Source organism: Nocardia sp. NPDC005745 (assembly GCF_040630775.1).
Classification (GTDB): Bacteria; Actinomycetota; Actinomycetes; order Mycobacteriales; family Mycobacteriaceae; genus Nocardia.
The window spans coordinates 1-16,889 of record NZ_JBEXYF010000021.1; the positions used below are offsets into that span (position 1 = coordinate 1).

The 16,889-nt window shown below is 70.1% G+C and carries 9 protein-coding genes; 3 read left to right on the top strand and 6 right to left on the bottom strand.

The genetic code is table 11. The annotated features are described in order from the left end of the window. Nucleotides 1-535: 535 nt before the first annotated feature. Entirely contained in the window at nt 536-2,269 is a 1,734-nt protein-coding gene (locus ABZ420_RS22075; protein ID WP_357125701.1) for a glycerol-3-phosphate dehydrogenase/oxidase, read from the top strand. Between the two features lie 43 nt (nt 2,270-2,312). On the opposite strand, the gene ABZ420_RS22080 is transcribed toward ABZ420_RS22075, so the two are convergent. The 4 genes from ABZ420_RS22080 to ABZ420_RS22095 form a co-directional block, all read right to left on the bottom strand. Continuing rightward, nucleotides 2,313-2,888 carry a helix-turn-helix domain-containing protein gene (locus tag ABZ420_RS22080; RefSeq protein ID WP_357125968.1) on the bottom strand — a complete coding sequence of 192 codons (576 nt, stop codon included), beginning with the start codon at nt 2,886-2,888 and terminating at the stop codon, nt 2,313-2,315. A gap of 59 nt (nt 2,889-2,947) precedes the next feature. Beyond that, the gene (gene hpnE, locus ABZ420_RS22085) at nt 2,948-4,309 is read right to left on the bottom strand and encodes a hydroxysqualene dehydroxylase HpnE (protein ID WP_357125704.1); all 1,362 of its coding nucleotides are present in this window, start codon (nt 4,307-4,309) and stop codon (nt 2,948-2,950) included. Nucleotides 4,310-4,383: 74 nt separating this feature from the next. Next, a complete protein-coding gene (locus ABZ420_RS22090) occupies nt 4,384-5,178 on the bottom strand; it encodes a DNA-formamidopyrimidine glycosylase family protein (RefSeq protein WP_357125707.1) in 795 nt (264 codons plus the stop codon). Nucleotides 5,179-5,298: 120 nt separating this feature from the next. Next, on the bottom strand, nt 5,299-10,218 hold the full coding sequence (locus ABZ420_RS22095; protein ID WP_357125710.1) for an ATP-dependent helicase: 4,920 nt from the start codon (nt 10,216-10,218) through the stop codon (nt 5,299-5,301). Nucleotides 10,219-10,325: 107 nt separating this feature from the next. On the opposite strand from ABZ420_RS22095, the gene ABZ420_RS22100 reads away from it, so the two are divergent. Further along, the gene (locus ABZ420_RS22100; RefSeq protein ID WP_040865068.1) at nt 10,326-10,871 is read left to right on the top strand and encodes a histidine phosphatase family protein; all 546 of its coding nucleotides are present in this window, start codon (nt 10,326-10,328) and stop codon (nt 10,869-10,871) included. Between the two features lie 109 nt (nt 10,872-10,980). On the opposite strand, the gene ABZ420_RS22105 is transcribed toward ABZ420_RS22100, so the two are convergent. Next, nucleotides 10,981-12,135, bottom strand: coding sequence for a lipase family protein (locus ABZ420_RS22105; RefSeq protein WP_357125971.1), 1,155 nt, complete (start codon nt 12,133-12,135; stop codon nt 10,981-10,983). Nucleotides 12,136-12,537: 402 nt separating this feature from the next. Further along, on the bottom strand, nt 12,538-13,017 hold the full coding sequence (locus ABZ420_RS22110) for a hypothetical protein (RefSeq protein ID WP_357125713.1): 480 nt from the start codon (nt 13,015-13,017) through the stop codon (nt 12,538-12,540). A 288-nt stretch (nt 13,018-13,305) separates the two neighbouring features. On the opposite strand from ABZ420_RS22110, the gene ABZ420_RS22115 reads away from it, so the two are divergent. Then, nucleotides 13,306-16,779 (top strand): indolepyruvate ferredoxin oxidoreductase family protein, encoded by a 3,474-nt coding sequence (locus tag ABZ420_RS22115; protein ID WP_357125716.1) that lies wholly within the window; start codon nt 13,306-13,308, stop codon nt 16,777-16,779. Nucleotides 16,780-16,889: the final 110 nt, after the last annotated feature.

Genomic DNA, 16,889 nt, shown 5'->3' on the forward strand with positions numbered 1-16,889 from the left:
CGGTGCACGAAATGCATGCGTCCCAGCGCGGCGGTGGCGGCGGCATCGGCTTTGTCGCCTACGCGGCGGCCGCGCAAACGCGAGCCGGGCCGCGAACGGCGGATGCTCGGTCTCGCTTCGCTCGAAACCGGGAGTTGGGGTGCGCTGGGCGCGTCGGGGCATGGGCCCTGGATATCGCGCACTCGGTTCGTTGTGGCCGGCTATCGTCTCGGGCGTGACCGCTGCCTGTTTCTTCGGCGCCTATACGACCGCCAGTGGAACGCGAGCCCGGCCGCGAACGGCGCCTGCTCAGCGCATGGCAATGGTGCACGCGACTTGCGGCGGCTGACTCGAGAAGGCGGTGAGCGCGGCGCGGTGTGGGCTGCCTCACCGGGCGGTGGGGGACAACTCGCCGCTCGACTAGGGTGGGTCTTGTTACCGGCGAGTAGGCCGGGGCGACACGAACCGGGGCGCGGGCGCTCGATCCGTGGCGGTTCGCCTAGCCTGGACCTGAACGCTCGATCGGACACATCCGCGTCGGCTGGAGGAGTCGAGCATGGCCAAGAAACCGGATTCGCAGGCCCTCGGGCCGGAGCAGCGCAGGGTGGCCTGGGAGCGCTTCGGCAAGGATCATTTCGATGTGGTGGTCGTCGGCGGTGGCGTGGTGGGGGCCGGCATCGCGTTGGACGCGGCGACGAGGGGGTTGCAGGTCGCCTTGGTCGAAGCCCGCGATCTCGGGTCGGGCACTTCCAGCCGGTCGTCGAAGATGTTCCACGGCGGGCTGCGATATCTGGAACAGCTGGAGTTCGGATTGGTGCGCGAGGCGCTGCGGGAACGTGAGCTCACGCTGTCCACCCTGGCGCCGCACCTGGTGAAGCCGCTGCGGTTCCTGTACCCGCTGACCCACCGGGTGTGGGAGCGGCCGTATGTGGCCGCCGGCCTGGTCCTCTACGACAGCATGGGCGGCGCCAAATCGGTACCGGGTCAACAGCATCTGACCCGCGCGGGCGCTCTGCGGCTGGCGCCGGGGTTGCGGCGCGACTCGCTGATCGGCGGTGTGGCTTACTACGACACGGTCGTCGACGACGCGCGCCACACCATGATGGTGGCGCGCACGGCCGCGCACTACGGCGCGGTGATCCGGACGTCCACCCAGGTGGTCGGGTTCCTGCGTGAGGCGGACCGGGTGGTCGGCGTGAAGGTGCGCGACACCGAGGACGGGCGTACCGGCGAGGTTCGTGGGCATGTGGTGATCAACGCGACCGGCGTGTGGACCGACGAAGTGCAAGCCCTGTCGCACCAGCGGGGCCGGTTCCACGTGCGGGCTTCGAAAGGCGTGCACATCGTGGTGCCAAGGGACCGGATCGTCAGCGACACCGCGATCATCCTGCGCACCGCGACTTCGGTGCTGTTCGTCATCCCGTGGGGTGCGCACTGGATCATCGGCACCACCGACACGGACTGGAATCTCGACCTGGCCCATCCGGCCGCGACCAAGGCCGATATCGACTACTTGCTGGAGCGGGTGAACGAGGTGCTGGTCACGCCGCTCACCCCCGACGACATCGACGGCGTGTACGCCGGGCTGCGCCCGTTGCTGGCGGGGGAGAGCGACGAGACGTCCAAGCTGTCGCGCGAGCACGCGGTCGCCCGGGTCGCACCCGGTCTGGTCGGCATCGCGGGCGGCAAGTACACCACCTATCGCGTGATGGCCTACGACGCGGTGGACGAAGTGGCTGAGGACATTCCGGCCCGGGTCTCGCCGTCGGTCACCGCGAAGGTGCCGCTGCTCGGCGCCGACGGGTATTTCGCGCTGGTCAACCAGACCGTGCAGCTGGCCGAGACCTTCGGCGTGCATCCGTACCGGATCAAGCACCTGCTGGACCGGTACGGGTCGCTCATCGAGGAGGTCATGGCCTTCGCCGCCGACAAACCCGAACTCCTCCAGCCGATAACGGACGCGCCATCCTATCTACAGGTGGAGGCGGTCTACGCGGCGGCGGCCGAGGGCGCCCTGCACCTGGACGACGTGTTGGCCAGGCGGACCAGGATCTCGATCGAGTATCCGCATCGCGGGGCCAATTGTGCCGAGCAGGTGGCCCAGCTGATCGCGCCCATCCTGGGCTGGGACGACGAGGAGATCGACCGAGAGGTCCAGACCTATCAGGCGCGGGTCGACGCGGAGGTCCACTCGCAGAACCAACCGGACGACGCCTCCGCCGATGCCCTCCGGATCGCTGCCCCGGAGCCGCGCCCCGAGATCCTGGAGCCGGTGCCATCCGAAGGGTGAGACCACCGGTATACCCGGTGGACGGTCGCACCCCGGAGTGCGATCAGTTCTCGCCGACGGGCGCTTCCATCCGCATCGCCCAGTCGACCAGGGAGCGCAGATAGCGCAGCACCAGTTCGTCCGGGTACCCGATCGGGTCGATGAGGTGCAGGCGGGCCAGTTCCTCCATGGCGGCCAACAGGATTCGCTCCGTCGGGCCGTTCGGATCCACGGTGACCCCGAGATATCGGGACAGGTGGCGCGCGCCGATCGCCCTGGCGTAGGCGCGGCCGAGCGCGAGCCGCTCACGCAGTTCGGGCGGACCGCCGTCGAACGGGCTGAGGATGATGCGCCAGCTGGTCGGCGCGGCGTGCAGGTAGGTGAGGATGCCACGGCCGACACGGTCCACGTCGCCGTGGTCCCAATCCACGCTGCGCACACCGGCGAACGCGATGGCCGACTCGCGATCCAGCAGTGCCGCCGTCAGTCCGGATAGATCGGTGAACTGCTGGTATACCAGCGCACGGGCCACCCGCGCCTCGCGCGCCACCCGATCGATGCTCACCGCGGCGAAGCCCTCGGTGGCGACGATCTCGCGCGCCACGTCCAGCAGTTGGGTACGGCGGTCGGCGGCGGACATCCGGCGCTTCGGCCGCGCGGGCTCGGTACTCGCGCGCTCGGCCGTGGAACGATCCGTGGTCACGCAGTCGACGGTAGCTCGAGCAGAAGATCGACCGCTCGCGCCGCACTCTGCACCGCGCTCTCCATCGTCGCCGACCAGTCGGTGGCGGTCCAGTCGCCCGCGAGCACCAAGCCCGGCACCGAGGTCCGTTGCTCCGGACGCAACGCGTGGGTGCCGACCACCTGCGAGAAGGTGGCTTTCGGCATGCGGACAACCTGCGCCTGCACGACGTTCGCCGCGCGCGCCGCCGGGTAGTAGCGGCGCAGCAGCGCCATTTGCTCGTCGACGATCTCGTCGCTGTTCTTGTGGATCTGTTCGTAGGCGCCACTGGTGGTCAGGCAATACAGCCAGGCTTTCGCGGTACTGCGTCCGGTCATCCGCTGCCGATCGAAGACCTCGTCGATGACGCCGGTGCCGCCGATCAGGGCCTCGAACTCGGCCGTGGTGCCCAGCGGGCGATCGAGGTAGAGGTTGGTGCTGACGATCGGCGTGTATCCCAGTTTGTCCGCGGCCGCGTAGATCTCGGCGTGCTCGGGCAGTTCGTCGAGCAGGCCCCCGATGTTCGAGTTGGGCACCGCGCAGACCACCGCGTCTGCCGGGATCGTGGTGCCGTCGGACAGTGCGACGCCGGTGACTTCCCCGTCCGAGATGTGAATGCGGCGGGCCACGGCTCGGTAGCGCACCTGCACATCGTGCTTCTCGAAGACGCGCAGCGCCCCGGTGACATACAGCGTGTCCAGATCGGTGGTGGGGTAGCCGATGCCGACGGCTCGCCGGTGCCGCAGGCCCAGCCGGATGCCGGTGGCCATCACATCGGCGAACACCTTCGCCGACTCCTGCTGCACCGGCTCGGCCGCGATACCGAGCGCCAGCCAATCCCACAGCGCCTCACGTGCTTTCGCGGGCATGCCGACCCGGTCGAACCATTGCTCGGTGGTGAGGTCGGGCAGGTCGGCGGGCTGGTTCAGGCACTGCCAGCCGAGGCGGAGGGTGGCGACCGCGGCCCGCGCGCGTTCCAGCGGATTCGCGTCGGGATGCGCGCCGAACAGCGTGCGCGCAGCGGCGATTCCCTTGGTGCGCATCGTGACGCTGCGACCGTCGGGCCAGCGCAGCGTGGCACCGTGCGGAAAGGCGATGTATTGCCGGGTGCCGACGCTGGTGAGATAGCGGAACAGGTGGTCGTATCCACTGGCGATCACGTGCTGGCCGTTGTCCGGCGGATCGTCCACCGCCTCGGCCCGCATGGCGTGGGTGCGTCCGCCGAGCTGTCCTCTGCGCTCCAGGAGGGTGACCTGCTTGCCCGCCTCCGCCAGCCAGACCGCTGACGCGAGCCCGGCCAGGCCGCCGCCGATCACCACGTATCGCCGTGGGTCGCTCATGGTGCTCTCCCGTCATAACTTACAAGTTGTAAGTTATGTGGCGGGCGGTGACTCGTCAAGGGCGGAAAGGTTATTCACGCCACCCCGGGCTCACTCGGGACGGGTTGGCATTGCGGGCAGAAGAAGATGCCCCGTTCGCGTTGCACCACGCGGTCGTAATCGGGTGCGGTGTCACCGAGCAGGTCGGCGACCAGCGGGGTGCCGCAGCGCTGGCACGGGCGGTGCGTGCGGCCGTAGGCCAGCGGCCGTCGCGGCGGCTTCCGGACCGCTTCGGTCAGGATGCGGTGTGCCTCGTTGACCACGGCCAGCAGGTCCGGGACATCCCCGACCCTGGTCGCGGGATGGACGCGGCGAAGGAAGCAGACCTCGCTGCGGAAGACGTTGCCGATACCGGCCAGATTGCGCTGGTCCAGCAGGGCGACGCCGATGGGTTGATCGGGATATCGCTCCAGTCGCCGGACGGCTTCGGCCGCATCCCACTCGGGACCGAGCAGGTCGGGCCCCAGGTGGTCGACGATGCGGTGCTCGTCGCGCACGCGCACCACATCGACCTTGCCCAGCGAGAAGCCGACGGCCTCGATATCCGTGGTGCTCAACACGACCCGCGCGGCGACCCTGGGTCTGGTCCAGCGCTGTCCGCAGTGGAACACGCGCCAGCTGCCCTCCATCTTCAGGTGCGTGTGGATGCTCACGGTAGGCGTGCGGATGAACAGGTGTTTTCCGTAACTGCCGACGCTCTCGACCACTTGTCCGCGCAGATCGACCGTGGCGTATCGCGGCACCCGGAAATCGCTGCGGGTCAATTCCTTTCCCGCCAATGCGGCGCGGAGCCGCTCGGCGGCCAGGTAGACGGTGTCACCCTCAGGCATAGGGCAGCTCCGGCGCGGGACCGCGCCCACCGCTGGACGGACGGAACCCTTCTCGCTCGCCTCCGCGAACCCGCATGGGCGGGCCTTCCCGCAACCTCGAGTCGGTGCCGGAGAGCGCGTTCACGGGCGGCTCCGCAGACGTAGACCGCGCGGGGTGGCGGAGAAACCCGCTTCGGTGAGGAATTCGGCGAACGTGTTGCCGTGCACGGTGTCTCCGTTGACGCGGTCGATGACCAGCGCGTCCACCCGGCGGCGCCGGACCAGGTCGGCGAGCGCTCCTGCGGCGCCACGGCGCGCGTCGGGATCCTCGGTGAAGGTGAGCAGGGTCTTGCCGCCCCGCTCCAGGTACAGGACCAGTTCGCCGTCGACGAGTACGACCAGCGCCCCGGCTTTGCGTCCGGGCCGATGCCCGCCCTCGACGTCGCTCTTCGGCCAGGCCAGCGCGGCGCCGTACGGATTCGCGGGATCGCACGCGGCCAGCGCCAGCACCGTGCCGGTCGGTTGCCTGGATTCGGGACGGGCGCGTTCGGCGTCGAAGGAACGCAGCCGGTCGACCACGTCGGTGGTGGAGAACTGGGCGCCGCCCAGCGAGTCGACGAAATAGCCGCGGCGGCAACGGCCGCGATCCTCGAATTCGGTGAGCACGCGGTACATCAGCGCGAACCCGCCCGGTACGCCCTCGCTCTGCACCGAGCCCCTGGTCAGCACGCCGTATCGCTCCAGAAGCAGATCCGCCGTAGCGTGCGCGCGCACGGTGTTGTCCGACACCCGCTCCGGCAGCAGCGACCATCGTCCGGCGACCGAGGGCGGACCGGAACGGGTCGGCATGCTCGGCCGGGGCAGGTAGGCCCGGCCCCGCGGCGCGCGCCGGGGCGTGCGGTGGGCCGTCGTGGTCCGAGTCGTGCCGGACAGCAGCGCCCGCACCGGAGCGAAAGTGTCACCGGAAACCACGCCCGCCCAGACCAATTCCCACAGTGCGGAGGCCACCGCGGCGTCATCGAGCAGACCGGTGGCGTCCGAGAGCTGCCGGAAGAAGTACGCGCCGCCGCCCTGCGGCACCGGGATCAGTCGTTCCGCGGGGGCGCCGGAGGCGGGATGCCCCGCACCGGACGCGTATGCCGGGTCGCCCGGCCGGGGCCGACCGTTTCCAGTCCCGTGTCCGATCGGTGCGGTGCCGCCGCCGGTGTGACCGTCCGTGTCGCCGGATCGCCCGTGCGCGCGACCGTCGCCCGCGCTGCCGGATGGCGGATCCGGCTCGTCCAACGACACCGGCGGTCGATCCGGGACGTCATGCGCCGGGCTGGGCGGTGTCCATGGCACGAACGTCGCGCCCAGGGCGTTGAGCAGGCGTGATTGGGCATCGGTCGGATCGAGTTCGTCCGGCGGTGCGAGGGTGAACGGCGCCTGCTCGGCCAGATGCAAGGCGATCCAGCCGTCCTTGGCGGTGATGGCGCCGTGCCCGGACCAGATCACCTCGCCGGTCGCCATGAGTTCGTCGAGCATGGCGGGGGTGTAACCGGGCACCCGCGCGGGCAGGATGAGCGATTCCCAGGCGGAGGCCGGAATCGGCACGCCGGCGAGCTGTTCCACCACGGCAGCCACGCCGTCGACGCCGCGCAGCTCGCCGCTGCCGATGTGCTGCCAGGACGGGAGGAAGCGCCCGAACGCGGCGGTCGAGACCGGCTCGACCTCGTGCCGCGCCGCGGCCAGCGACCGGCGGCGCAGCCGGCGCAGCACTTGCGCGTCACACCATTCGGCCCCGGCTGCTCCGGGGGTGAATTCACCCTCCACCACCCGTTTTTCGGCGGCCAGGCGTTGCAGCGCGCCGGCGGCGACCGCGGTGCCCAGCCCGAACCGGGCCGCCACCGCCTCCGTGCCGAACGGGCCGTGCGTGCGGGCGTAGCGGCCGACCAGATCGCCGAGCGGATCGGCCACCGGCTCGATGAACGCCGCAGGCGTGCCGATCGGCAGCGGAACCCCGAGCGCGTCCCGCAGCCGGGCCGCGTCCTCCACCGCGACCCACCAGCCGCGACCCGCGAAGGAAACAGCCAGGGCCCGGCGCGCGGCCACCAGGCTCTCGAACCAGCCGGTGGGGTCCTCGTCGGAGCGTTCTGCGGCCTCTGCGGCGGTCAGTGGTCCGAGCAGGCGCAGCAGATCCGCCAGGCCCTCGGCGTCCCGGGCGTGCCGCTCCGGGGTGAGCCGCTGCAGCTCCCGCTCGGTCTGCTCGATGACCGCGGCGTCGAGCAGTTCGCGCAGCTCGACCCGGCCGAGCAGTTCGGCGAGCAGCCCGGAATCGAGCGAGAGCGCGGCGGCGCGCCGTTCGGCCAGCGGGCTGTCACCGTCGTACATGAACTGCCCGATGTAGTCGAACAGCAGGGCGTTGGCGAACGGGGACGGCGTGGCCGTCTCCACCTCGACCAGCCGTATCTGGCGCCGCCCCACCCGGCCGAGCAGGTCGCGCAGCGACGGCAGATCGTAGACGTCGCGCAGGCATTCGCGCACCGTCTCCAACAGGATCGGGAACTCGGGGAACTTGCGCGCCACGTCGAGCAACTGGGCCGAGCGCTGCCGCTGCTGCCACAGCGGGGCTCGCTTGCCCGGATCACGCCGCGGCAGCAGCAAAGCCCGCGCGGCGCATTCGCGGAACCGGGAGGCGAACAGCGCCGATCCGCCTACCTGCTCGGTGACGATGTCGTCGATCTCGTCGGCGTCGAAGACGAACAGTTCGGCGCCGGGCGGATCGTCGGTGGTGTCGGGCAGCCGCACGACGATGCCGTCGTCGGAAGCGTTCGGCGCGGCGTCCACGCCGAACCGTTCGCGCAGCCGCGCTCCGATGGCCAGCGCCCACGGCGCGTGCACCGGGAGGCCGTAGGGCGAGTGCAGCACCAGCCGCCAGTCACCGAGTTCGTCGCGGAACCGCTCCACCACCAGCGTGCGGTCGGTGGGCAGGTGCCCGGTCGCGGTGCGCTGCTCGTCCAGCAGGGTGAGCAGATTCGTGGTCGCGTTGTCGTCCAGACCGGCGGAGCCCATGAGCCGTGCGACGCTCTCCGGCATCGGATCGGCGAACTCGCCCCGCATGCGTCCAACGGCGGGCTCGGCCCCGTCGGGTCGCGGCTGTTCCTGCGCACGGGGCGTTTTCGGCGCACTGCCGTCGCGTCGCGAGCTTTTCCTTGTGCTCGCCTGCCCGGCCGGTTCGGCGACGCGCTCCCGCGCCACCGTGCGGACGAACTCGCCGAGCGCCGCGCCGAGTTCGGCGGGCCGCCCGAGTCCGTCACCGTGCCAGAACGGCAACCGCCCCGGCTGCCCGAACGCGGGCGTCACCAGTACCCGATCGAAGGTGATCTCCTCGATCCGCCAGCTCGTCGCCCCGAGCGCGAACACGTCACCGACCCGGGACTCGTAGACCATCTCCTCGTCGAGTTCCCCGACCCGGGACGCCTTCTCACCCACCATGTACACCGCGAACATGCCGCGATCGGGGATCGCTCCGCCGGAGGTGACGGCCAGCCGTTGCGCGCCGGGCCGCCCGGTCAGCGTGCCCGCGTCGCGATCCCAGACCAGCCGGGGACGCAACTCGGCGAACTCGTCGGACGGATACCGCCCGGAGAGCAGGTCCAGCACCGACTCGTAGGCCGAGCGCGGCAGCGCCGCGTAACTCCCGGTGCTGCGCACGACGTCGAACCACCCGTCGACATCAATCGAATCCAGCGCGCACGCGGCCACGGTCTGCTGCGCCAGGATGTCCAGTGGGTGCGCCGGTATCTGGATCGCCTCGATCTGCCCGGATGTCATCCGCTGCGACGCCACCGCGCAGTGGATGACGTCGGTGCGGTGCTTCGGGAAGATCACCCCGCGCGAGATCTCGCCGACCTGATGCCCGGCCCGCCCGATCCGCTGCAACCCGCTGGCCACCGAGGGCGGGGCCTCCACCTGGACCACCAGGTCGACCGCGCCCATGTCGATGCCGAGTTCCAGGCTGCTGGTCGCGACCACGCAGCGCAGCCGCCCGCTCTTGAGATCGTCTTCGATCAGCGCCCGCTGCTCCTTGCTGACCGACCCGTGGTGCGCCCGCGCCAGCAGGGGCCCGGCGCCGTGGATCACCTCGGTGGACGGGCCGAGCTGGGCGGGCGGCTTGTGCTCGGTCTCCACCGGTTCGCCGAGCCGTGCCGCGTAGGCCTCGTTCAACCGGGCGGTGAGCCGCTCGGCGAGCCTGCGGGAGTTCGCGAAGACGATCGAGGACCGGTGCTCGAGCACCAGTTCGACGATCGCCTCGTCCACGTGCGGCCAGATCGAGCCCGGCTGGTCGGAGTCGCCCGGTTCGGTCATGTCCGCTACCGGCACCCGCACCGACAGGTCGAACGTCTTCGGCGCCGGGGGCGCGACCAGGGTGATCGGCGCGTTGCCGACCAGGAACCGCCCGACTTCCTCCGGTGGCCGCACCGTCGCCGACAGCCCGATGCGCTGGGCGGGCCGCTCGGTCAGCAGGTCGAGCCGGGCCAGGGACAGCGCCAGGTGCGAACCGCGCTTGGAACCGGCGATCGCGTGCACCTCGTCCACGATCACCGTGCCGACGTCGCGCAGCGTGTCGCGGGCCGCCGAGGTCAGCATGAGGAACAGCGACTCCGGCGTGGTGATCAGGATGTCCGGCGGAGTGCGCAGCATGGACCGCCGATCGGAGGCGCTGGTGTCGCCGGAACGGACGCCGACGGTGATCTCCGGCGGCTCCAGTCCCAGGCGCTTGGCGGTCTGCGTGACGCCGACCAGCGGCGCCCGCAGATTGCGTTCCACGTCCACCGCGAGCGCCTTGAGCGGGGACACATACAGCACCGAGGTGCCGGCCCGCTCCGGCCGCTGCTCCCGGGCCGCCAGCTGGTCAATCGCCCAGAGGAACGCCGAGAGCGTCTTCCCCGACCCGGTCGGCGCGACGACCAACGTGTGCTCGCCCGCCGCGATCGCCTTCCACGCCCCGAGTTGCGCGGACGTCGGCGCGGGGAACGCGCCGTCGAACCACTCCTGGGTCGCGCGGGAGAACTGGGCCATGGCTTCAGTGTGCACCCGGACACCGACAAGCACGCCCGTACCGTTTCGCGAGCGAAGCGCGAGCAATCGAACAACGGCCGCCGACGCCGGGCCGTACGCTTCCACAGGTGCAGAAAGTGCTCAGACTCGACCTGGTGAGCCACGGAATGACCGAGGCGATGCGCAAGGCACGCTTCCCGGTGGACGAATCGCTCACCGAGGCGGGCAGGCGGGCGATGGCCGAGTGCGGACCGCTCACGGCCGCGCGGGTGTTCACCGGCCCGGAGCGCCGGACGGTGGAGACCGCCGCGCTGCTGGGTTTGCCGGGCGAGGAGGACAACCGGCTGCGCGACCTGGACGCGGGCGCCTGGCGCGGCGGCGAACTGATGTCGGTACCCCAGGACGAGCTGTACGCCTGGCTCACCGACCCGGCGTTCCGCGGGCACGGCGGCGAATCCGTGCTGGATGTGATCGAACGAACCAGATTATGGATGGCCGAGGTGGCCGCGCAGTCGGTGTCCACGATCGCGGTCACCCACCCCGCGGTGGTACGGGCCGCGCTGCTGGTGACGTTGGACGCCCCGCCGAAATCGTTCTGGCGCATCGATATCCCGCCCGGCAGCGTCACCCGCCTGCACTACCGCGGGGAATGGACGCTGCACTTCACCGCCTGATGCCCGAACGAGGGTGGCATGCGGGACCATCCGGGCTACGGGTGCTCCATCGGCCGACCGATGACAAACGGCCCGGGAGAACCTCTCCCGGGCCGCTTGTCGTCTGGGTTCAGCAGTTGGTCGGTGCGGGTTCGCCGCGGAACCTGGCCTCCACGTAGTTCCACGCGTCGGCGAATCCGGCGGCGGCCGCGGTCAGATGCTCGGAGATGTCGACGGTGTGGAAACTCACCGGCGCACCCGCCTTGCAGTACCGGTCGGCGACCTCGGCGACGGGTTTGTAGAAGGTCATCTCGTCGAAGCGGCCCTGCCAAATGTAGGTAGGTACGGTCGGCACACCATCGAAGTACCGCAGGCTGTTCTCTCGCAGCACGGCGTGCGCCTCGGGACTGTCCATCAGACTCTTGGACGCCGCCATCTGCTCCGCGCTGCGGAACGCGCCGTGGAAGAGCAGGAACCGGCGGCAGGCGTCATGCGTGAATTCGCGGAACCACAAACCGTTCTCGTTCAGCTGATCCGAGATCGGCAGCCGGTCCGGGTACTCCCGCTCCAGTCCCATGGCGGCGGCGAAGGCGAGGCCGAAGCCGGGGTGCGGCGCGAAGCCGAGCGCCATCGCCATTTCCTCGAGGTCGGCGGGGATGCCGCCTGCTACGGCGGCGGTGAGCTTCAGGTCCGGCGCGTAGGTGGGCTGCATCGCGGCGGCCCACGAGGTGGCCATGCCGCCGCCGGAGTAACCCGCGATGGCCACGGGGGAGTCGGACAGGCCGAGAGCGGCGACCTTGCGGACGGCCTTCACACTGTCGAGGGTCATCATGCCCGCCAGGCGCGCGGCGCCGTAGGCGGAGGTGGGGCCGAGGTAGTCCGGCAGCGAGATCGCCCATCCGCGTCCGATGGGCAGCATCGCACCGACCGCATCCTGCAACTCGCCGTTGAACAGCGAGCGCGACGGATTGCACTGGGTGCCGAGCGAATTGATCAGCGCCTGATAGGAGACCAGCGGCGGATTCTTGACCCCGGCGGGCAGCAGCACCGTAGTGATGCCCATGACGGGCTTGCCTTGTGAAGTGGTGGAGCGGAACGCCACCTGCCAGCCCTCGGTCCCGACATAGAGACCGGTGTCGATCCTGCGGCTGCGCACGACGTCACCGGGGGCGAGCGCCTCCAGGTCGGGCGGCGCCGTGTAGAAGGGATCGGGATCGGGCGTGGGATAAAGAGGCTGAGCCGTTGCGGGCAGGCCGAGCAGGCCGAGCGAGACGAGGCTCACCAGCAAGACCGCAATCCTGGACGGAACTCTGTACACGGGTTTCCTTCGAAAGTCAGCCGTCACCGACCCACCTCCCCGCGGGCACGCCGCGGCGTCGGTGCTTCGGACGGACCGGCACTACGCGAAAAACCGCAGCGGACGTTCGCTGCGGGACAGAGCAGAAGGAACCGCCGCCGGAGCGACCCTGAGTCGATCATGACGGACGGCCGCACCTCCTTCGACTCCGGGACCGCCGGTAGCCGCGAAGGCGGCACCATCCGTGCGAAAGATAGCGCCCCACCGGTCGGGGCGGCGCACCTGAAGGCGTGAATCGGACATGTCACAAAGCCCTTGGGCCGTCATTCGGCAAGATCACTAAAGGAAGCGGCCTGCCCGGCCGCGCATCGAATCGGCCTATCGCGCGGCTCATGCGAAGCTCAGTACCGTCCGTTCGCCCAGCGGGCGTTGCAGGTCGACCACGACCACGCCGTATTCGCGCTTCTGCTCCGGGTTGGCGCCCTGGCACGGCGGCATGCCGCGATGCAGGCCGCGCAGTAGTCGCACGCTCACCCGATCGGCCGATTCTTCCACGCGCGCGGTGAATCCGATGCTCGGACAGCCGACCGGGCCCGGGATGTGGATCGCGAGCTTGTTCGTCCCGTCTTCGATGTCGTACTCCGAGAAGGGCATCGCCGACGTGGGCTCCAGGTCCGCGGCATGCGGGACGACGATCATCGTGCCGCCCGCGATTCTCCGGGGACCCGGATCGGCGCGCGTTCCCGCCGCCGCTTCCGCGGTTCGCTCCGGCGTGGAGGGGGCGGCCGGGTCCGCGTGCTGCCCGCACGCGGTCAGCATCGCGAACATCGAGGCGGCGACGATCGCCGCGCCCCTCCTCAGTAGTGCCATCTTTCCACCTTCACACAGGTAGGCGTGGGGACGGCGGAGGAAACGCGGGGCGGCACCGGCTCGGCTCGCCGAAGACGATCGAATGCCTGGACCCGTGGATGTGTTAACCGTCACATGAAGCTGGCAGTGTGCTGAGGATGTGCCCATCTGAAGGTCTAAGAATTGAGCAGAATGCTCAGTCACTGAGGTTGAGGTTGTGCGTTCAGATCTTCAGGGACACGATATCGCCAACAAGTGCTCAACGATGCGAGGCCGCCGGACCGGCGCCGAGCGGACGGGTGGATCTGTATGACCGAGCTCGCCGACCGCGATCTGATCGCAGCTCCCTACGACCTTGCCGACCGTTACCGCGTCGGCTCCGGGACGGTTGTCCTCACCGGCGTCCAGGCCATCGCACGGCAGCTGGTCGAGCAGCACGTGCGTGATCTGCGCGCCGGGCGGCGGGTGGGGACGTTCGTGTCCGGGTATCAGGGCAGCCCGCTCGGCGGCGTCGACAAGATGCTCGCTGGCATGCCGGACGTCCTCGCCGAGCACGACATCTCGTTCGTCCCGGGATTGAACGAGGAACTGGCCGCCACCTCCGTGTGGGGCAGCCAGGCCGATCTGCCCGCGGGCGCCGCGACCCATGACGGCGTTGTGGGTGTCTGGTACGGCAAAGGTCCCGGTCTGGACCGCGCGACCGACGCTCTGCGGCACGCCAACATGTACGGCGCGAATCCGCACGGCGGCGTCTTGCTGCTGGTCGGCGACGACCCGGCGGCCAAGTCGTCCACCGTGCCCGCGGTGAGCGAGCGCTCGCTGGCGGCGATGAACATCCCCGTGCTGTTCCCGCGCAACGCCCGCGAGATCATCACCATGGGCCTGCACGGGGTGGCGCTGTCGCGCGCCTCGGGCTGCCTGGTGGCGCTGAAGATCGTCGCCGATGTCGCCGACGGCGCCTGGACCGTCGACGGTTCGGTGGGCGACATCGATCTCGTGGTGCCGGAAATCGACTGGGAGGGGAAGCCCTTCCAGTACCGGCAGCGTCCGATGGCCGCTCCGGCCGACAGTCTGCTCGCCGAGGCGGATCTCTACGGTCCCCGCTGGGAGCTGGTGCGCGCCTACAGCACACGCAACGGACTGGACGTGATCGAGGTCCACCCGTCCCACGCCACGATCGGCATCGCCGCCACCGGGACCACCTTCGACGCGGTCCGCCAAGCGTTGCTCGACCTCGGCGCGGACGACGACGCGCTGCACGCCGCGGGAATCCGGCTGCTGCGCATCGGGATGCCGTATCCGATCGCGCCCGACCGCGTCCGGGAGTTCGCCACCGGGCTCACCCGGCTGATCGTCGTCGAGGACAAGACCTCCTTCGTCGAGACCCAGATCCGCGACATCCTGTACGGCACCGCGGGCGCGCCCGAGATCGTCGGCAAGCGCGACCACGCGGGCCGCCCGCTGTTCGGCGCCGACGGCGAACTCACCTCCGGGCGCATCGCCGCACCGCTGCGCCGCCTACTCGACGGACATCTCGCGCTGAAACGTCCACTGCCGCAGCCGCTGTCGCTGTCGGTGCTGCCCGCCAAGCGTGCCGCCTACTTCTGTAGCGGTTGCCCGCACAACCGTTCGACGGCCGTCCCGGAAGGCTCGCTGGCGGGCGGCGGCATCGGGTGTCACACCTTGGTGACCATGTCCGGCCGGACCGACAGCAAGGTCACCGGGCTGACCCAGATGGGCGGCGAGGGCGCGCAATGGATCGGCCAAGCCCCGTTCACCGACGTGCCGCATCTGTTCCAGAACATCGGTGACGGCACGTATTTCCACTCCGGCCAGCTCGCCGTGCAGGCGTGCGTCGCCGCGGGTGTGAACATCACCTTCAAGCTGCTGCACAACGACGTGGTCGCGATGACCGGCGCGCAGCACGCCGAGGGCGCGCTCACGGTGCCGATGCTCACCCACAAGCTCGCCGTCGAAGGCGTCGGAAGGATCATCGTCTGCGCCGACGAACCCGGGCGTTACCGCAAGCGCGACCTGGCTCCCGGCACCCTGCTGTGGCACCGGGACCGCCTCGACGAGGCGCAGCGCGCCCTGCGCGAGATCCCCGGCGTCACGGTGCTGATCTACGACCAGCACTGCGCTGCCGACGCGCGGAGGCAGCGCAAGCGCGGTGCTCTGCCGGTGCGCCGCACCCGGGTGGTGATCAACGAAGCGGTGTGCGAAGGCTGCGGTGATTGCGGCGTCCAGAGCAACTGCCTGTCGGTGCAGCCGGTGGACACCGAGTTCGGGCGCAAGACCCGAATCGACCAGACCTCCTGCAACACCGACTACAGCTGCCTGAACGGCGATTGCCCCTCGTTCGTCACGGTCGAGCTGCCCGATCCGGCGAAACGGAAGGAGCGCGGCACGAGCAGGCGGCCACAGCCGCCGCGGCTGCCGGATCTGCCGCACGAACCGCCGACGACCACGCAGAACGTCTTTCTCGCCGGCATCGGCGGCACCGGCATCGTCACTGTGAACCAGGTGCTGGCGACCGCCGCGATGCGGGCCGGGTACGAGGTGGCGAGCCTGGACCAGATCGGCATGAGCCAGAAGGCCGGACCCGTGGTGTCGCACCTGCGCTTCGCCGTAGACGCGCTGGAGCCCGCCAACCGGCTCGCCCCCGCTTCGGCCGATTGCATCGTGGCCTTCGACCTGCTGGCCGCCACCGACACCAAGAATTTGGCCTACGGGTGCGCCACGACGACCGTGTCGGTCGCCTCCACCAGCAAGACGCCGACCGGCGACATGGTCTACGACAAGTCGGTCGCCTATCCCGACGAGGCGGCGCTGTTGCGTCGGCTGGAGCAGGTCTCGCGGTCGGTGCGGTCCTTCGACGCGCTGGCCGCCGCGGAGGTCCTCTTCGGCGACACCGCCGCCGCGAACTTCCTGCTGATCGGCGCCGCCTACCAGCTCGGCGGCCTGCGGCTGCCGCGTACCGCGATCGAGGAGGCCATCGAGATCAACGGAGTGGCCGTGGCGGCGAATCTCGCGGCGTTCCGCTGGGGGCGGGTGGCGATCGCACGGCCGGCGGAGTTCGCCGCCGCGACCACCCGCCGCGCGGCCGAACCGGCCCCGGTGGCGGTACCGGCGGACCTGTTCGAGGGATTGACCGCGACGGGAGAGACCCGGCGCCTGGTCGAGCTGCGGGCTGTGGAGCTGATCGGTTTCCAGAGCGTGGCGGTGGCACGCGCCTACGTCCGCACGGTGCAACGCATCTGGGCGGCCGAGCGCCGGGTGACCGACCGTACCGAGTTCAGCGAGCAGGTGGCGCGCGGACTGTACAAGTTCACCGCGTACAAAGACGAGTACGAGGTGGCGCGGCGGCTCACCGACCCGGCCTTCCTGGCCGAGGTCGCCACGCAGGTCCCCGAGGGGGCGAACCTCACCTACCGGCTGCACCCGCCGGTGCTGCGCGCGCTGGGACGGAAGAAGAAGATCGGCATGCGGCCGGGCAGTCACTTCGCCCTCCGATTGCTGGCCAAGGGAAAGCGGCTGCGCGGCACGGCGTTCGACCCGTTCGGTTACGCGCACGTGCGACGGGTGGAACGCGAGCTGCTCACGCATTACACCGCGATGGTGACGGATTTGGGGGCGATGTTGGACCCAGCGGGCTACGACCGCGCCGTGCGGGCAGCGGCTCTCGCCGACGTCGTGCGCGGGTACGAGGACATCAAGCTCGCCAACGTCGCGCTCTACACCGAACGCCTGCGTGAGCTCGGTATAGAGGCGCCGCGCTGCTAGCGGTGCATGCCCGACCGACCACCGATTCCTGCCACAGTCGCCGGGAAAAATTCGGGTAGCTCGGTGCCGTAAGCCGCAGTCACCGGTGGCTGAGCACACGGCGCTGCCTC